The organism is Streptomyces sp. WAC03905, from assembly GCF_057371075.1.
In genome coordinates, this window is the sequence record NZ_JBXYDZ010000003.1 from 6,232,429 (window position 1) to 6,249,414 (window position 16,986).

At 73.3% G+C, this 16,986-nt stretch carries 16 protein-coding genes; 11 read left to right on the forward strand and 5 right to left on the reverse strand.

Annotation, left to right across the window (positions count from 1 at the left end; genetic code table 11):
• Positions 1 to 8 precede the first annotated feature (8 nt).
• The 7 genes from AC2RP6_RS30660 to AC2RP6_RS30690 all read left to right on the forward strand — a co-directional run bounded on the left by AC2RP6_RS30660 (position 9) and on the right by AC2RP6_RS30690 (position 6,786).
• Positions 9 to 584: a histidine phosphatase family protein gene (locus AC2RP6_RS30660; RefSeq protein ID WP_486449109.1), complete on the forward strand. Its 576-nt coding sequence runs from the start codon at positions 9 to 11 to the stop codon at positions 582 to 584.
• Between the two features lie 288 nt (positions 585 to 872).
• Complete coding sequence (gene argC / locus AC2RP6_RS30665; RefSeq protein WP_486449110.1) at positions 873 to 1,901, forward strand: N-acetyl-gamma-glutamyl-phosphate reductase; 1,029 nt, start codon at positions 873 to 875, stop codon at positions 1,899 to 1,901.
• On the forward strand, positions 1,898 to 3,067 hold the full coding sequence (gene argJ, locus AC2RP6_RS30670) for a bifunctional glutamate N-acetyltransferase/amino-acid acetyltransferase ArgJ (RefSeq protein ID WP_486449111.1): 1,170 nt from the start codon (positions 1,898 to 1,900) through the stop codon (positions 3,065 to 3,067). The genes argC and argJ overlap by 4 nt, the downstream gene beginning before the upstream one ends.
• A complete protein-coding gene (argB, locus tag AC2RP6_RS30675) occupies positions 3,064 to 3,996 on the forward strand; it encodes an acetylglutamate kinase (protein WP_486449112.1) in 933 nt (310 codons plus the stop codon). The genes argJ and argB overlap by 4 nt, the downstream gene beginning before the upstream one ends.
• Positions 3,993 to 5,198 carry an acetylornithine transaminase gene (locus tag AC2RP6_RS30680; RefSeq protein ID WP_486449113.1) on the forward strand — a complete coding sequence of 402 codons (1,206 nt, stop codon included), beginning with the start codon at positions 3,993 to 3,995 and terminating at the stop codon, positions 5,196 to 5,198. Before argB ends, AC2RP6_RS30680 begins: the two co-directional genes overlap by 4 nt.
• 7 nt (positions 5,199 to 5,205) lie before the next feature.
• A complete protein-coding gene (locus tag AC2RP6_RS30685; RefSeq protein ID WP_030963272.1) occupies positions 5,206 to 5,742 on the forward strand; it encodes an arginine repressor in 537 nt (178 codons plus the stop codon).
• A gap of 99 nt (positions 5,743 to 5,841) precedes the next feature.
• Positions 5,842 to 6,786 (forward strand): hypothetical protein, encoded by a 945-nt coding sequence (locus AC2RP6_RS30690; protein ID WP_486449114.1) that lies wholly within the window; start codon positions 5,842 to 5,844, stop codon positions 6,784 to 6,786.
• Here AC2RP6_RS30690 and AC2RP6_RS30695 read toward each other — a convergent pair.
• From AC2RP6_RS30695 to AC2RP6_RS30705, 3 genes are read right to left on the reverse strand one after another with little or no spacing between them, the layout of a single operon-like run.
• Positions 6,780 to 7,478 (reverse strand): L,D-transpeptidase family protein, encoded by a 699-nt coding sequence (locus AC2RP6_RS30695; protein ID WP_486450513.1) that lies wholly within the window; start codon positions 7,476 to 7,478, stop codon positions 6,780 to 6,782. The genes AC2RP6_RS30690 and AC2RP6_RS30695 overlap by 7 nt on opposite strands.
• A 6-nt stretch (positions 7,479 to 7,484) precedes the next feature.
• Entirely contained in the window at positions 7,485 to 8,066 is a 582-nt protein-coding gene (locus tag AC2RP6_RS30700; RefSeq protein ID WP_486449115.1) for a pyridoxamine 5'-phosphate oxidase family protein, read from the reverse strand.
• Positions 8,067 to 8,116: 50 nt separating this feature from the next.
• On the reverse strand, positions 8,117 to 9,583 hold the full coding sequence (locus AC2RP6_RS30705; RefSeq protein WP_486449116.1) for a hypothetical protein: 1,467 nt from the start codon (positions 9,581 to 9,583) through the stop codon (positions 8,117 to 8,119).
• A gap of 297 nt (positions 9,584 to 9,880) precedes the next feature.
• Here AC2RP6_RS30705 and argH point away from each other — a divergent pair, with 297 nt between their 5' ends.
• Positions 9,881 to 11,311: an argininosuccinate lyase gene (argH, locus tag AC2RP6_RS30710; RefSeq protein ID WP_486449117.1), complete on the forward strand. Its 1,431-nt coding sequence runs from the start codon at positions 9,881 to 9,883 to the stop codon at positions 11,309 to 11,311.
• Positions 11,312 to 11,558: 247 nt separating this feature from the next.
• On the opposite strand, the gene AC2RP6_RS30715 is transcribed toward argH, so the two are convergent.
• Together AC2RP6_RS30715 and AC2RP6_RS30720 are read right to left on the reverse strand one after the other, a co-directional pair.
• Positions 11,559 to 12,665 carry a hypothetical protein gene (locus AC2RP6_RS30715; RefSeq protein WP_486449118.1) on the reverse strand — a complete coding sequence of 369 codons (1,107 nt, stop codon included), beginning with the start codon at positions 12,663 to 12,665 and terminating at the stop codon, positions 11,559 to 11,561.
• A 68-nt stretch (positions 12,666 to 12,733) separates the two neighbouring features.
• Positions 12,734 to 13,243, reverse strand: a complete 510-nt coding sequence (locus tag AC2RP6_RS30720; protein ID WP_486449119.1) for an HAD domain-containing protein — start codon at positions 13,241 to 13,243, stop codon at positions 12,734 to 12,736.
• An 89-nt stretch (positions 13,244 to 13,332) separates the two neighbouring features.
• On the opposite strand from AC2RP6_RS30720, the gene AC2RP6_RS30725 reads away from it, so the two are divergent.
• From AC2RP6_RS30725 to AC2RP6_RS30735, 3 genes are all read left to right on the forward strand, one after another.
• Positions 13,333 to 13,884, forward strand: a complete 552-nt coding sequence (locus AC2RP6_RS30725) for a TetR/AcrR family transcriptional regulator (RefSeq protein ID WP_486449120.1) — start codon at positions 13,333 to 13,335, stop codon at positions 13,882 to 13,884.
• Positions 13,881 to 15,425: an MFS transporter gene (locus AC2RP6_RS30730; protein ID WP_486449121.1), complete on the forward strand. Its 1,545-nt coding sequence runs from the start codon at positions 13,881 to 13,883 to the stop codon at positions 15,423 to 15,425. The genes AC2RP6_RS30725 and AC2RP6_RS30730 overlap by 4 nt, the downstream gene beginning before the upstream one ends.
• Positions 15,426 to 15,494: 69 nt before the next feature.
• A complete protein-coding gene (locus AC2RP6_RS30735; RefSeq protein WP_486449122.1) occupies positions 15,495 to 16,970 on the forward strand; it encodes a membrane-associated oxidoreductase in 1,476 nt (491 codons plus the stop codon).
• Positions 16,971 to 16,986: the final 16 nt, after the last annotated feature.

The following is a 16,986-nucleotide window of genomic DNA, read 5'->3' on the forward strand; positions in this document are numbered from 1 at the left end:
ATCGCCGCATGCATGTTCGGGTTTCGCTTGTCGCAGCAGCCCGTAGTTCCTCGCTGCTCGCCGAGCGCTTCGACGACGACCGCCCGCTGGACGGAGCCGGCTGGCGCGCCGTCGAGTCCGCCGCGCGGGACCTGGTGCCCCTGGGCGCGGCCGAGTTGCGCTACTGTTCGCCGACCCCGCGCAGCCGGGCCACGGGAGAGGCCCTCGGGTACGCGCCCCTGGCCCAGCCGGCGCTGCGCGAGTGCGACATGGGCCGCTGGCGGGGGCTGACCCTGGCCGAAGTGACCGCCCAGGAGCCCGCGGCCGTCGACCAGTGGCTGAGCGACCCGCGGGCCGCCCCCCACGGCGGGGAGTCGCTGCTCGCCTTCATCTCCCGCATCGGCGGCTGGCTCGACACCCGGCCCGCCGACGACGGCGGCGCGATCGTCGCGGTGGCGGAACCGTCCGTGGTCCGCGCCGCCCTGGTGTACGCGCTGAAGGCGCCCCCGTTGACCTACTGGAACGTGGACGTGCGGCCGCTGTCGACGATGACCCTGACGGGTTGGTCCGGTCAGTGGCACCTCTGCCTCCAGGCCCCCGCCTGAACACCGCGCGAGGTCCCGCGCGGTGCCCGGCCGGGGCCGCGCGCCCGCGGCCGTCTCGTCGACGGGACCGCCGCTGCGGCACCGGACGGTCCAGTGCGGTCCAACTCCGGGACCCGCTGCCCGCGCGAGCGGCCCAATCGCCGCCGGACCGCCGCCTTTCCTGCTAGACATCAGTCCGAGGGGGCGCGTCGCGCCCGTTCCTCCGGCCGGGCCCTCCGCGCCGAGATCCACAACATTGCATAAACGTGCGGACGTACGTATAGTCATGCCATCAAGGAGGAGGGTCCGATGGTGGTACGTGCAGCGGTGGCCGGAGCGAGCGGATACGCGGGCGGAGAAGTCCTGCGCCTGCTGCTCTCGCACCCCGAGGTGGAGATCGGCGCACTCACCGCCAACTCCAACGCCGGACAGCTCCTCGGCTCCCTCCAGCCGCACCTCGTGCCGCTCGCGGGCCGCACCCTGGAGGCGACCACGCCCGAGGTGCTCGCCGGCCACGACGTCGTCTTCCTCGCCCTCCCGCACGGCCAGTCCGCCGCCGTGGCCGCACAGCTCGGCGACGACGTCCTGGTCGTCGACATGGGCGCCGACCACCGCCTCAAGGACTCCGCCGACTGGGACGCGTTCTACGGCGCCCCGCACGCCGGGACCTGGCCCTACGGGCTCCCCGAACTCCCCGGCGGCCGCGCCGGACTGGAAGGCGCCAAGCGGATCGCCGTCCCCGGCTGCTTCCCCACCGCCGTCTCCCTCGCGCTCTACCCGGCCTACCAGGCCCAGCTCGCCGAGCCCGAGGCCGTGATCGTGGCCGCCACCGGCACCTCCGGCGCGGGCAAGGCCCTCAAGCCGCACCTGCTCGGCGCCGAGGTCATGGGCTCCGTGACCCCGTACGGCGTGGGCGGCGGCCACCGGCACACGCCCGAGATGGTGCAGAACCTCAGCCCGCTCGCGGGCGAACGCGTCAGCGTCTCCTTCACGCCGACCCTCGTGCCCATGGCCCGCGGCATCCTCGCCACCTGCTCGGCCAAGGCCCGGCCCGGCACCACCGCGGAGTCGCTGCGCGCCGCGTACGAGAAGGCCTACGCCGACGAACCCTTCGTGCACCTGCTGCCCGAGGGCCGGATGCCGTCCACCAAGTCCGTCCACGGCTCCAACGCCGTCCACGTCCAGGTCGCCCACGACGAGTCCGCCGGGCGGATCATCGCCGTCAGCGCCATCGACAACCTCACCAAGGGCACCGCCGGCGGCGCGGTGCAGAGCATGAACATCGCCCTCGGGCTGCCGGAGCAGCTCGGGCTCTCGACGATTGGAGTCGCGCCGTGACGGTTACGGCTGCACAGGGGTTCACGGCGGCCGGCATCGCCGCCGGGATCAAGGCCAACGGCAACCCGGACCTGGCCCTCGTGGTCAACCACGGGCCGCGCCTCGCCGCCGCGGGCGTCTTCACCTCCAACCGCGTCAAGGCCGCGCCCGTCCACTGGTCCGAACAGGTCCTGCGCGGCGGCACCGTCAGCGCCGTGGTCCTCAACTCCGGCGGGGCCAACGCCTGCACCGGCCCCAAGGGCTTCCAGGACACCCACGCCACCGCCGAGAAGGTCGCCGCCACCCTCACCGCGCACGGCCTCGGCGAGCACAACGCCGGCGAGGTCGCGGTCGCCTCCACCGGCCTGATCGGCGTCCTGCTCCCCATGGACAAGCTGCTCCCCGGCATCGAGACCGCCGCCGCGGCCCTCTCCGAGGACGGCGGCGAGGCCGCCGCCGTCGCCATCAAGACCACCGACACCGTGCACAAGACGGCCACCGTCACCCAGGACGGCTGGACCGTCGGCGGCATGGCCAAGGGCGCCGGCATGCTCGCCCCGGGCCTGGCCACCATGCTCGTCGTCCTCACCACCGACGCCGACGTGGACGGCCCCGCCCTCGACGCGGCACTGCGCTCCGCCACCCGGACCACCTTCGACCGGGTCGACTCCGACGGCTGCATGTCCACCAACGACACCGTCCTGCTGCTCGCCTCCGGGGCGTCCGGCCGTACCCCCGCCCCGGCGGACTTCGCCGAGGCCGTCCGCACGGTCTGCGACGACCTGGCCCGCCAGCTGATCGGCGACGCCGAGGGCGCCAGCAAGGACATCCGCATCGAGGTCATCGGAGCGGCCAGCGAGGACGACGCGGTCGAGGTCGGCCGCTCCATCGCCCGCAACAACCTGCTCAAGTGCGCCATCCACGGCGAGGACCCCAACTGGGGCCGCGTGCTGTCCGCGATCGGCACCACCGGGGCCGCCTTCGACCCGGACCGGCTGAACGTCGCCATCAACGGCGTGTGGGTCTGCAAGAACGGCTCCGTCGGCGAGGACCGCGACCTGGTCTCGATGAAGGACCGCGAGGTCCGCATCACCGCGGACCTCTCCACCGGCGGCGAGTCCGCCGTCATCTGGGCCAACGACCTGACCGCCGACTACGTCCACGAGAACAGCGCGTACTCCTCATGAGCGACGAGAAGGCCGGCCTGCCCGGCACCGCCCGCAAGCACACCGCCCTGCCCAAGGCGCAGATCCTCATCGAGGCCCTGCCCTGGCTGCGCCGCCACAACGGCAAGGTCGTCGTCATCAAGTTCGGCGGCAACGCCATGATCGACGAAGACCTCAAGGCCGCCTTCGCCCAGGACGTCGTCTTCCTGCACCAGGCCGGCCTCAAGCCGGTCGTCGTGCACGGCGGCGGCCCGCAGATCAACGCCCAGCTCGACAAGCAGGGCCTGGTCAGCGAGTTCAAGGCCGGCCTGCGCGTGACGACCCCCGAGGCCATGGACGTCGTACGGATGGTCCTGGCGGGCCAGGTCCAGCGCGAACTCGTCGGGCTCCTCAACCAGCACGGCCCGCTCGCCGTCGGCATGACCGGCGAGGACGCCCGCACCATCACCGCGACCAAGCACAGCCCCGAGATCGACGGCGAGGTCGTCGACATCGGCCGGGTCGGGGAGATCACCGCCGTGGACACCGGAGCCATCGAGGCGCTGCTGGCCGACGGCCGGATCCCGGTCATCTCCTCCATCGCCCGCAGCGCCGACGACCACCACGTCTACAACGTCAACGCCGACACGGCGGCCGCCGCGCTCGCGGCCTCCCTCGGCGCCGAGACCCTGATGGTCCTCACCGACGTCGAGGGCCTGTACGCCGACTGGCCGCACAGCGACGAGGTCATCAGCCGCCTCACCGTCGGCGAGCTGGAGAAGCTGCTGCCCGACCTGTCCAGCGGCATGGTGCCCAAGATGGAGGGATGCCTGCACGCCGTGCGCAGCGGCGTCGGCACCGCCCGCGTCCTCGACGGGCGGGTCCCGCACTCGATCCTGCTGGAGATCTTCACGGACTCCGGCATCGGCACGATGGTCGTGCCCGACCGACAGCCAGGGGGAGCAGCATGACGCAGGGCACCGGCAACCAGGAGTACGGCGCGCGCTGGCAGGGCGCGCTGACCGACAACTACGGCACGCCCGCCGTCGCCCTCGTCCGCGGCCGGGGCGCCCAGGTCTGGGACGCCGACGGCAGGCAGTACACCGACTTCGTCGGCGGCATCGCCGTCAACGCCCTCGGCCACGCCCACCCGGCGATCGTGACGGCCGTGACCGAGCAGATCTCCACCCTCGGCCACGTCTCCAACCTCTTCGCCTCCGAGCCGGTCGTCGCGCTCGGCGAGCGGCTGCTCCAACTCTTCGGCCGCCCCGGGAAGGTCTTCTTCTGCAACTCCGGCGCCGAGAGCATCGAGGCCGCCTTCAAGATCGGCCGGCTGACCGGGCGCACGCACATGGTCGCCACCGACGGCGGCTTCCACGGCCGGACCATGGGCGCCCTCGCGCTCACCGGCCAGCCGAAGAAGCAGGAGCCCTTCCTGCCGCTGCCGGGCGACGTCACCCACGTCCCGTACGGCGACGTCGAGGCCCTGCGGGCCGCCGTCACCGAGGAGACCGCCCTCGTCGTCATCGAGCCGATCCAGGGGGAGAACGGCGTGGTCGTGCCCCCCGCCGGATACCTCACGGCCGCCCGCGAGATCACCCGGGCCACGGGCACCCTCCTCGTCCTCGACGAGGTCCAGACCGGCATCGGCCGCTGCGGCCAGTGGTTCGAGCACCAGGCCCACGAAGGCGTCGAGCCGGACATCGTCACCCTCGCCAAGGGGCTCGGCGGCGGCCTCCCGATCGGCGCGGTCGTCGCCTTCGGGCCCACCGCCGACCTGCTCCGGCCCGGCCAGCACGGCACCACCTTCGGCGGGAACCCGGTCGCCTGCGCCGCAGGTCTCGCCGTCATCGACACCATCGCCGCCGACGACCTGCTCGACCGGGTCAAGGCACGGGGCGAGCGGCTGCGCTCGGGGATCGAAGCCTCGGGGCACCCCCTGGTGTCCCACGTCAGGGGCGCCGGCCTGCTCCTGGGTATCGTGCTGACCGAGCCGCTCGCACCGAAGGTGCAGCAAGCGGCCCAGGACGCCGGCTTCCTGGTCAACGCGCCCGCCCCCGACGTCGTACGGCTCATGCCCCCGTACGTACTCACCGAGGCCGAGGCGGACGCGTTCGTCCGGGCCCTGCCCGGCATCCTCGACGCAGCCCACGGGGACGGATCCGGAGAATGAGACGACGATGAGCCAGGCGCAGGACAACGAGCACGGCGGGCAGGCCGTCCCGCAGACCCGCACCGCGCGTCACCGCCGGATCGTGGACATCCTCAACCGGCAGCCGGTGCGCTCCCAGAGCCAGCTGGCCAAGCTGCTCGCCGACGACGGGCTGAGCGTCACCCAGGCGACGCTCTCCCGCGACCTCGACGAACTGGGCGCGGTGAAGATCCGCAACACCGGCGGCGAGCTGATCTACGCGGTGCCCAGCGAGGGCGGCTTCCGCACCCCGCAGGCCCCGCTCGGCGAGTCCGCGAAGGAGGAGCGCATGCGGCGCCTCTCCGGGGAGCTGCTGATCTCCGCGGAGGCCTCCGCGAACCTCGTGGTCCTGCGCACCCCGCCGGGCGCGGCACAGTTCCTCGCCTCGGCCATCGACCAGGCCGAACTCCGCGAGATCCTCGGCACGATCGCCGGCGACGACACCCTGATGCTGATCAGCCGGGACCCGTCGGGCGGCCAGGCCCTCGCCGACCACCTCCTGCGGCTGGCGCAGAAGGAGGGCTGAGCGGGAGGGGCCGGACGGGCGGGACGGGCCGGGCCGGGCGGGGTCCGGGCGCCGGAAATCCCGCTGCCGGGCCGTGGCCCGCCGACATAGCCTCGGGGCGTGCGCCAATTCGCCCTCGCCACCCTGGTGTCCGCCGTGACGGCAGCCGTCTACGGCCCCGTCGTCCTGCTGTGGTGGCGCCGTGCCCGGACCCGCAGCCGGACGCTCCGCCTCGTCGCCGCCGTCTCCCTGGAGCCCTACCACGCGGCCCTGTTGCGGAACGAGGAGACCGAGGCGGCAGCCGCCGAGCTCGTCCTCGGCGGCCACCTCAGGATCGACGGCGAGGGCGCCGCGTTCCTGACCGGGCGGGGCCGCGACCCCGCCCGGACCCCCGCCCACCCGTTGCCCGCCGCCCTGCTGGAGGCCGTACGCCGGCACGACCCCGAGCCCGTGTCGCTCGGCTGGGTCGCCCGGAGCGACGACGAGTACCTGGAGCGGCGCAGCGCCTACCGCAGGGAACGCGACTCCGCGCTGCCCGAACTCCCGCGGATGCCCGACGGGGCCGGGAACCAGCTGCTGGCCTGCTGCGGGTGCCTGGCCGTCCCGCTGGTGGTGCTGTTCTGGATCCTGGCGGGCGCGCTGCTGGTGACCGGTCGCCCGCAGGGCCCGCGGGAATGGGCCTGGGCGGTCGTGGCGGGCCTCGGCCTGGCGGCGCTGGTGCTGGCCGGGAAGGCCGGCCGGGAGGTCCGCGGGCGGACCGAGCCGGGCGACCCGTTGGGCGACCTCGTCCGGGCCGAGCCGCACCCGGCCCTGGCGGCGCTGGACGAGGACCGGCGCGCACTGGTGCTGCGGAGCGCCGCCGACCGCGACACGTGGCGGGGGGCGGACACCGTGGTGCAGGAGGCGGCCGATGACGGGGACGACGAGGACGACGACTGGCTGGACGACAAGGTCTGGTGGGAGGACGCCTACGAGTACCGGGCCGCCGACGAGCACGAGCACGAGCATGAGGACGAGCACGAGGACCGGCGCGGCGGCGGTCCCGGGGCGCCGCCCGCTCAGTAGCGGGTGACGGCGAGCGGTCCGTCCTGCGTGCCGATCGCGATGTGCGGGCGCCGCTCCGGGTCCGCCCAGCGCAGGATCTCCCGCATGTCCCGCTCCGGCACCGACACGCAACCCGCCGTCGCGCCCTTGCCGTTGACGTGCAGGAAGATCCCGGCGCCCCGGCCGCGCACCGGCCGGTCGTAGTTGAAGGCGATCAGCATCGCGTGGGCGTACTGCTCCCGGTAGGTGACCAGGTGCTCGGCCTCCCCCGGCGCGCAGTCCGCGGGGAGCGGCTCCACCCAGCGGTTGTAGGCGGACGACGCGTTGTCCTGGCACCACCAGGAGTCCGCGGTGACCCGCCGGTAGACGTACGCCGTCCCGGCCGGTGCCCGCCGGATCCCGAAGGCGTACGGCAACGCGTACAGGCCGGTCGGCGTGGTGCTCGTGCCCTGGGTACGGGTCGCGCCCTCGGTGAGGCCGTTGGCCCCGAAGCGGGCGGGCGCGCTCCCGGCCTCGTACCAGCGCCCCGCCCACCGGTCCCACCAGGTCACCCGGCCGGTCGTGGATCCGGGCGCGGGTGCGACGGCGGTGATCAGCTGACTGCCGCCGCCGGTGTCGGCGAGGCGGGCGGGCAGGGGCCCCGGTGCGGGCGCGGCGCCGTGCGGGAGCAGCGCGGTGACGATCAGTGAGCCGGTGACGAGAGCGGTACGCAGCACATGTCAGACGGTACGTGCGGGAAGGGGCAGGGGCAGCGCAGGCAGGCCGTCGAGGCTCGACGCGATGTGGTCCTTCTTCTCGCAGTACTCGGCGAACTCCTCGTCCGTCTTGCGCGCGAGGTGGTCCGCATGGAGGGTGCGCTCGCCCCGGTAGTCCATGAGGGGGACGGCGTACCCGCACACGTCGGCGATCCGGCGGGCCCGCACCAGGATGATCGCCCGCGCCCCGGGCCCGTCGGCCGCGCCGAACAGGGCGATCAGCTCGGGCCAACGCGGGTCGTCGCGGAAGACGGCCTCACCCTCCCCGTGGATGCGCACGATGTTCGGAGGGCCGTTGAAGGCGCACCACATGAGGGTGATCCGGCCGTTCTCGCGGACGTGGGCGATGGTCTCGGCGCCGCTGCCGCCGAAGTCCAGGTAGGCCAGCCGCTGTTCGTCGATGACGACGAGCGTGCCGGCGCGGCCCTTGGGGGACAGGTTGACGTGGCCGTCACCCGAGAGGGGCGCGGTCGCGGTGAAGAAGACAGGCTGCTCCTCGATGAACGTGCGCAGCCGGCCGTCTATGCGTTCGTAGAGCTTTCCCATGAGCCGATTATCGGACCGTATGCGCGCAACGCGCCGGGGGTCGGAGGATTTCACGCCCTGAGTCCCAACCGGGTCCGTCTCAGCCCCAGTTCGTAGTCGCCGAAGAGCTTGGCGGAACGCTTCAGCAGGGTCACCAGCTCCGCCCGGTCCGCCTCCCCGGCGAACTGCGCCGGATGCCACGGGCAGGCGCGCACCACGGCCCGCGCCGTCTCCCGGGTCCTCGGGTGCCAGTCGTCGACCAGTGCGACGGCGGCCCGCAGCGCGTCGATCCCGCCCCGGGCGCGCAGCAGGCGGAAGGCGGCACGCCGGATGTGCAGCGGGCCGCGGAGGTCCAGCCGTTCGGCGAGGTACGAGGGGTCCAGGCGGCCGGCGACGGGCAGCAGGCCCAGGCTCGCCTCGCGGGCCACGGCCGGCGTCGGGTCGTCCAGCAGCGCGAGCAGGACGGCGTCCTCCACGGCGGCGTCACGGCGCCGCAGCCCGGCCAGGGCGGCGGCCCGCACCGGGCCGGCGGGGTGCGCCACGAGCTCCCGCAGCAGGCCGGTGTCCTCGCCGCGGCCGCACTCGGCGAGTCCGGCCACCGCGTGCGGGGACGGCCCGGCGGGATCGCGGACCAGCCAGCGGTAGTGCGCGTGGGCGTCGCCACCGTCCCGGCCGACCAGCCAGCGGGCGCAGGACCGGACGAAGCCGGAAGCGTCGGCGAGGTGGGATACGCCCTCGGCGGTCCGGCCCGCCCGGCGCAGCGCGGTGACCCCGGCGGCGCGCACGGCGGGCGTCCGCGCGCCGGTCAGCACGTCGACCACCGCCCCGATCGCCGCGTCGTCGGCGGCGGCCAGGGCGGCATCGGTCCACAGCCCGGCCGCCGCCGGGTCGGACTCGGCGGCGGCCCGGCGGGCGCACTCCAGGGCGTCGGCCCGCCCGGGCCCCGTGAGGGCCAGCCGGACGGCGAACTGCCGGGCCTGCCGGTCGGGACAGTCCAGCAGGTCGGCGAGTACGGCGGCCGTCCCACCGCCCGGCGCCGCGGACGGCCCGGGCAGGTGCCACCAGGGCGGGGCGGCCGCGGCCTGCCGGCGCAGCGCCTCCTCGAACCGTTCCATGATCCATCCGCCTCGGGAGCGCCGCCCCAGCCGCAGCGCGAGCGGGGTCAGCGTCCGCAGGGTGGCCTCAGGGCGGGCGGCGAGGGCACGCTCCAGCCGGGCGCGGGCCCGCTCCCGTACGGGCGCCGCCGCGTCGGTGGTGAGGAGGGCGACCAGCTCCGCGGGGGCGTCCGGCTCGGCGAGGGCCGCCTCCCGCACCCAGCCCCGCGGGTGGCACAGCCGGAGCGCCGGGGGAGCCGGGACCGGGAGCCGCCGCCCGCCGTGGGCCCCGGCACGGACCTGCTCGGCGAAGGCGAGCCAGACGTCCGGCCCGGCTCCGGGCGCGGGCACGGCGGTCGCGCACCCGTCCAGCAGCTCCTCCGCCAGGGCGCGCCCCGTGGCGGCACCGGTGCCGGCCCCCGGGCCGGTCCCCCTCTGCCTCATCCGTCCTCACCCTCCCCGCGGCGTTCCGAGCCCCGATCGTAGGCGGCGGTCATGGTCCCCGGCTGTGAATATCCGCCCTGGTCAGACCCCCGCAGCGGCCACCGATTGACGAAACATACGGAGCAGTGCATAGTTATGCCTGTCGTTGAACGTGCGCAGCATGAACGCACGTGGATCGCCGAGGACCCGGCCCGGACCACCGGGCCCGCCCGGCCGGCACGAAGACGGCCTCCCCGTTACCTCCGCGGCGGGGAGGCCGTTCTCCATCCACACATGCAGTCTTGAGGAGCAGTAGCTGTGAGCAGCAACAACGCTGGCGACGTCCGGCTCTGGGGCGGCCGGTTCGCCGACGGTCCCGCCGAGGCGCTCGCGAAGCTGTCGGCGTCGGTCCACTTCGACTGGCGCCTCGCCCCCTACGACATCGCCGGTTCGCGCGCCCACGCCCGCGTGCTGCACACGGCGGGCCTGCTCACGGCCGACGAACTCGAACGCATGATCGCCGGTCTGGACCGGCTGGAAGCCGATGTCGCCGACGGCTCCTTCACTGGCACCGTCGCCGACGAGGACGTGCACACCGCGCTGGAGCGGGGCCTGCTGGAGCGCCTCGGCGCCGACCTCGGCGGCAAACTGCGGGCCGGCCGGTCCCGCAACGACCAGGTGGCCACGCTCTTCCGGATGTACCTGCGCGACCACGCCCGGACCATCGGCGGCCTGATCGCCGACCTCCAGGACGCGCTGGTCGGCCTCGCGGAGAGCCACGCCGACGTGGCGATGCCGGGCCGCACCCACCTCCAGCACGCCCAGCCGGTGCTCTTCGCCCACCACGTACTGGCCCACGTACAGGCCCTGTCGCGGGACGCGGAGCGGCTGCGTCAGTGGGACACCCGGACCGCCGTCTCGCCGTACGGCTCCGGCGCGCTGGCCGGTTCCTCGCTGGGCCTGGACCCGGAGGCGGTCGCCGCGGAGCTGGGCTTCGAGCGGGGCTCGGCCGGCAACTCCATCGACGGCACGGCCTCCCGGGACTTCGTCGCCGAGTTCGCCTTCGTCACCGCGATGATCGGGATCAACCTGTCCCGGATCGCGGAGGAGATCATCATCTGGAACACGAAGGAGTTCTCCTTCGTGACGCTGCACGACGCCTTCTCGACCGGTTCGTCGATCATGCCGCAGAAGAAGAACCCGGACATCGCGGAGCTGGCGCGCGGCAAGTCCGGGCGGCTCATCGGCAACCTGACGGGCCTGCTGGCGACCCTCAAGGCGCTGCCCCTGGCCTACAACCGGGACCTGCAGGAGGACAAGGAGCCCGTCTTCGACTCCTGCGACACCCTCGAAGTCCTGCTGCCGGCCCTCACCGGCATGATGGCCACGCTCACCGTCAACCGGGAGCGGATGGAGGAGCTGGCTCCGGCGGGCTTCTCGCTCGCCACCGACATCGCGGAGTGGCTGGTCAAGCGGGGCGTGCCGTTCCGGGTGGCGCACGAGGTGGCCGGCGAGTGCGTCAAGGAGTGCGAGGCGCTCGGCATCGAGCTGGACCAGCTCACGGACGAACAGTTCGCGAAGATCTCCGAGCACCTGACGCCGGAGGTCCGCACCGTCCTCAACGTCAAGGGTGCGCTCGCCTCCCGCAACGGCCGCGGCGGCACCGCTCCGTCGGCGGTCGCGGTCCAGCTCACCGAGCTGAAGGCCGACCTGGTCATCCAGCACGCCTGGGCCGTCCACAAGCAGTAGACGCCCCCACTGCCGCCGCCGCCCTGCGGCCCGCACGCCCGACCGGACAGGTCCGGGCCCTGTACGTCCGCACGCGGCGGAATGCCCGGAGGGGCGGCCGGAGCACCCGCTCCGGCCGCCCCTCCGGCGCGTGTGCCCACGGCTCAGCCGAGCGGGTGGTCCGGCTCGTAGTTGGTCAGGACGCAGCCGTCGACCTGGGCCTTCTCCAGGCGGTACCCCGCCGGGGCGGAGAAGCCGGGAACGCAGTTCAGGGAGAGGAACTGCAGCTGGTAGAGGCCGTGCCGGGACGACGGACTGTTGGTCTCGACGGCGATGTTCTCGCCGACGAGCAGCCGCTCGCGGTCTGCTTGAGCTTGCCGTCGTCCTTGTAGTCGGCCAACTGGGCGGCCTTCGCCCTGGTCTGGAGCAGCTTCATGTCCATGACGGTGTCGAGCCAGCTCAGATCGCGGGCGCGCTGCGCCCCGGCGGGCTGCCCGCACAGGGCTCGGCCCGTCACGCCCCACTCCGGCGCACTGCCCGTCACCACGGGCGCGTAGTCGATCGACTCGACCGCGACGGCGGCGGGGTCGGTCGAGAAGTGCTTCTCGCAGTCGAGGCTGTTGCCGACGAGCTTCCGCAGCTCGGTGATGCTGCCGGCGCGGGGGAGACCCAGGCTGCCCGTCTTCGGCTGGCCCGGCGTGTCGGCCCCGCCGGCCGGATCCTGCGGGGTCTCCAGGTTCGGGCTGCCGGATCCGTCCTCGGATCCGACGAAGTCGCTCAGGTTGCAGTGCTCGACCAGGGGCTGCTCCCGCTTGTAGCCCCGGGGGACGGGAGCGCCCGGGTTGCACGTCAGGACCCGCAGGTCGGAGCGGACCAGCGCGAGCGCCGTCGCGGTGCTCGTCGGGAACGCGACGAAGCCCTTGCCGATCAGGACCCGGCTCTCCAGCCCGTACGCGCCGTCACCGGCGTCCATCCTGGCCAGGACGTACTTCTTGTATCCCTCCTGGAACTGCTTCATGTCCCCGGGCACGGCGATGACGATCTCGCCCTGCCGGACCTTGTCGCTGCACACGCCCAGCTCCTTCACCGACCACTGTCCGGCCCTGGGGAAATCGCCAGCGGGGATCCGGGGGTCGTCGGGCCGGTCGCTCAGGTCGTCGCAGTTGCCGAACCGCCGCAGGTACTGCTGCGCCTCGGCGAGCGGGCCCGTGTCGGCGGCCGCGGACGTGGCCGTGGACGACGGCGCGGCGGGTGCGGCCGACCGGCCGCCCTCCTCGCACGCGGCGAGGGGGACGAGACAGCCGAGGGTGACGGTCGCGGTGATGATCCGCTGGAGGCGCATGGGGAACTTTCGTCGGTACGGTCCGAGGGGCATGGGCATGCTAAGTCCGGGCGCGATCATGATCAAAACCCCCGCGCGCGGCGGCCGTTCGCGCCCCCGGATCACGCCGCCCAGGCCGCCAGTGCGTCGAAGTCCCCGCGCACCAGGCCGATCTGCTCGTCGATACGCAGCAGCAGGGTGTGCGCGGGGTGGCGCTGGTCGACGTACTCGCGGTCCAGCGGGGTGATGTCGTCGTCGATCCAGGCGAAGGGGCGCTCGCCCGCGTACTCCAGGACGTACTGGGTCTTCCAGAAGGTGCCGCGCGGCGCCCGGCCGTGCATCACCGGCCAGTCGATCCAGGGCAGCCGGGGCAGGCCCAGGTGCGGGCCTATCCAGTCGTTCGCCTCGTCCTTCCAGGTGGTCGCCCAGACCAGCTCGTACACCTCCGCGAGCGCGAGCAGCTCCGCCCCGTGGCCGTGGTTCAGCCAGACCCGCAGCGGCTTCGCGCTCTCCTCCTGCGTCCAGCCCGTCGGCCGCATCCGGTGCGTGGAGTAGCCCTCGGGGCGGCGCTGGGCCTTGGCGGCGTAGGGGTTCAGCGGTCCGTCGACGTCGATCAGCAGCAGAGGCTTCATGCGCGCAGGATTCCCTTCCGGCCGCCCGGCAGCAGCCCATTTTTCGCGGGAATGAGACGTGAATGTCTCAATCGGTGTATGCTTGTCTCATGGCCATGGATCGTGACCAGGTGCTCCGCGACGCGGCCGCCCTGCTCTCCCGCAAATCGACCGCCACGATGGACGAGGTCGCCCGCGCCGCCGGCATCGGGCGCGCGACCCTCCACCGGCACTTCGCCGGGCGCGACGCACTCGTACGCGCCCTCGAAGACCTCGGCATCCGGGAGTTCGAGGTGGCGTTCGACAACGCCCGTCTCGACGAGGGCACCGCCGTGCAAGCACTGCGGCGCCTCGTCGCCGAGGCCGAGCCCAACGCCGAACTGCTCGCCTTCCTCGTCACCGAGAACCAGCTCTTCGAGGGCGACGAGGTCAACGAGGGCTGGGCCCGGCTCGACGCCCGCGTCACCGCCCTCTTCCGGCGGGGCCAGGAGGAGGGCGACATCCGGATCGACCTGAGCCCCGCCTGGCTCACCGAGGCCCTCTACGGCCTCATCGGCAGCTGCGCCTGGGCCGTCATGGACGGCCGGGTCGCCGCCAAGGACTTCCAGTACATGATCATCGAGCTGCTGCTCGGTGGCGTCCGACGGAGTGTGGAGAAATGAGCCGTACCGAACAGCTGATACGTCAGACGGGGGTGGAGGAGAAGAGCCGCGGCCGCTGGCTCGCGCTCTCCGTGCTCGTCCTGGCCGTGCTGCTGGTCGCGGTCGACGCCACGGTCCTCGGCCTCGCCACACCCTCCCTCAGCGAAGACCTCAAGCCGTCCGGCACCCAGCTGCTCTGGATCGGCGACATCTACTCCTTCGTCATCGCCGGACTCCTGGTCTCCATGGGCTCGCTCGGCGACCGCATCGGCCGCAAGAAGCTGCTCCTCGTCGGAGCCACCGCCTTCGGCGCCGTCTCGGTCCTGAACGCCTACGCCACCAGCCCCGAGATGATGATCGTCGCCCGCGCCCTGCTCGGCGTGGCCGGCGCCACCCTGATGCCGTCCACCCTCGCGCTGATCCGCAACATCTTCACCGACCCCCGGGAACGCAGCCTCGCCATCGGCATCTGGGGCGCCACCGCCTCGGCCGGCGCGGCCGTCGGCCCCGTCGTCGGCGGAGCCCTGCTCCAGCACTTCTGGTGGGGCTCGGTCTTCCTCATCAACCTCCCCGTGATGATCGCCCTGGTCCTCGTCGGGATCAAGCTGCTCCCCGAGTCCAAGAACCCCGTCGCGGGCCCCTGGGACCTCGTCAGCGTCGCCCTTTCCCTCGTCGGCGTGATCGGCGTGGTCTACGCCGTCAAGGAAGCCGCCACGCACGGCCTGACCTGGGAGGTCGCGCTCGCCGCCATCCTCGGCGCCGGCGCGCTGTACGCCTTCGTCCGCCGCCAGTTCACCCTGCCGTCCCCGCTGCTCGACATGCGGCTCTTCCGGCACCGCGGCTTCTCCGGCGCGGTCCTCGCCGACCTGCTCACCGTCTTCGGACTCTCCGGACTGGTCTTCTTCCTCTCCCAGTTCCTCCAGCTCGTCCAGGGCCGCGGCCCGCTGGAGGCGGGCCTGGCCGAGCTGCCCGCCGCCATCGGCGCGGTGGCCACCGGCCTGGTCGCCGGCCGGTACGCCCGCCGCTACTCGGTGCGCTCCGTCGTGACCGGCGGCCTGGCCGCCATAGGCCTGGCCCTCGCCGTCCTGACCGTGATCCACAAGGAGAGTGGCTACCCGCTGCTCGGCGCGGCCCTGCTCGTCGTCGGCCTCGGCGCCGGCTTCTCCTTCACCGTCACCGCGGACGTGATCCTCTCCAGCGTCCCGAAGGAGCAGGCCGGGTCGGCCTCCGCCGTCTCCGAGACGGCGTACGAACTCGGCGCCGCCCTCGGCATCGCCCTGCTCGGCTCCATCGTCACCGGCGTCTACCAGGGCTTCACCGCCCCGGACTCCGTCACAGGCCCGGTGGCCGACGCCGCGCACGAATCCCTCGGTGGAGCCGTCGAGGCCGCCAAGACCCTGGACCCGGACACCGCCGCCCACATGGTCGGCGCCGCCCAGGAGGCCTTCGTCGACGGCCTGCGCCTCGCCTCCGGCGTCGGCGCGGCCGTACTGCTGGCCACCGCCGCGGCCGCCTGGTTCCTGCTCCGGGGCCAGCGCCTGCAGGACGGCGTCGAGCACTGACCCACCGCCAAGGGGCGGTGTCCCGGACACGGTTGACAGTCCGTGGAACACCGGGACACCATCCCGGCGATGGAGATCAACGATCTGACCCCGGCCGAGCGCCGCGTCTGGGAAGCCTTCCCGCGCGGCGACGGCGTCGATTTCCGGGAGCACCCCGACGACAGCTCCGTGGAGGGCGCCGGCTGGGGACCGGAACGTACCCTGCGGGCGGAGGTCCTGCGGGCCCTCCTGCTGGGCGCCGCCCCCGCGGCGGAGGGGCGGGTCGCCGGGCTCAAGATCAAGGGCGCGCGGATCATCGGGAAGCTCGACCTGCGCTACGCGGTCATCGACCACCCGATCCGGATGCGCGACTGCTGGTTCGAACGCAAACCGCTGCTGTACGGGGCCCAGCTGAAGGCCCTCGTGCTCGGCTACTCCACCCTGCCCGGCCTCACCGCGGCGACGCTGCGCGTCGACGTCGTGCTGCGGCTCTCCTGCTGCCGGATCAGCGGTCCCGTCCGGCTCCAGGGCGCCAAGATATCCGGCGGCCTCTTCCTCCAGGGCGCGGTGGTCGGCCCCGCGACGGGCGAGGAGGCGGACGAACCGCCGCTACAGCTCAACCACGTCGAAATCGGCACCGACATCATCGCCAACGACCTCACCGTCCACGGCCAGCTGCGCCTCAACGGCGCCGTCGTCGGCGGACAGGTCAGCCTGGACAACGCCCGTCTGCTCGCCCCCGGCGGTATCGCCCTCCATGCGGAGACGCTGGCCGTCGGCACCGATCTGCGGGCCCACAGGATGGAGGCCCACGGCACGGTCAATCTCAGCGGAGCCCGGATACCTGGCCAGCTCAACCTCACCCGTGCGGTCTTCGTCGCCCCCGGAGGGACGGCCCTGCGCGCCTCCAGCTGCGCCGTCGGCGAGTTGTGGCTGCGCGGATGCGACCGGGTCCAGGGCGTGGTCAACCTGCGTCGCTCGCATTTCGACATGCTGCACGTGCCGCCCGGGACCTGGCCCGACCGGATCCGTATCGACGGTCTGACCTACCGCACCCTGGCCCCGCACCTGCCCGCCGAGGAACGGCTGCCCGCGCTGGAGCGCGAGGAGTCGGGCTACCTCCCGTACGCCTACGAGCAGCTGGCCGCGGCCTACCGCACCGCCGGCGACGAGGCGGCCGCCCGGACCGTGCAACTCGCCAAGCTGCGCCGGCACCGCCGCACCCTGCCCCGGCACGCACGCCTGTGGGGACTCCTCCAGGACGGCACGGTCGGTTACGGCTTCCGGCCGCTGCGCGCGGCGGGCTGGCTGGCGGCGCTGCTGCTCACCGGTGCCGTCGCGTTCGCGCTGGAGGAGCCGCGTCCGCTCAAGCAGGGCGAGGCGCCGGACTTCAACGCGGTCTTCTACACCATCGACCTGATGCTGCCGATCATCGGATTCGGCCAGGAACAGGCCTTCGCGCCGAGCGGCTGGCACCAGTGGCTGTCGTACCTGCTGATCGTGACCGGCTGGATCCTCGCCACCACCACGGCGGCGGGCGTCAGCCGGTCACTGAGACGGCAGTGACGACGGGGGGCCGGCA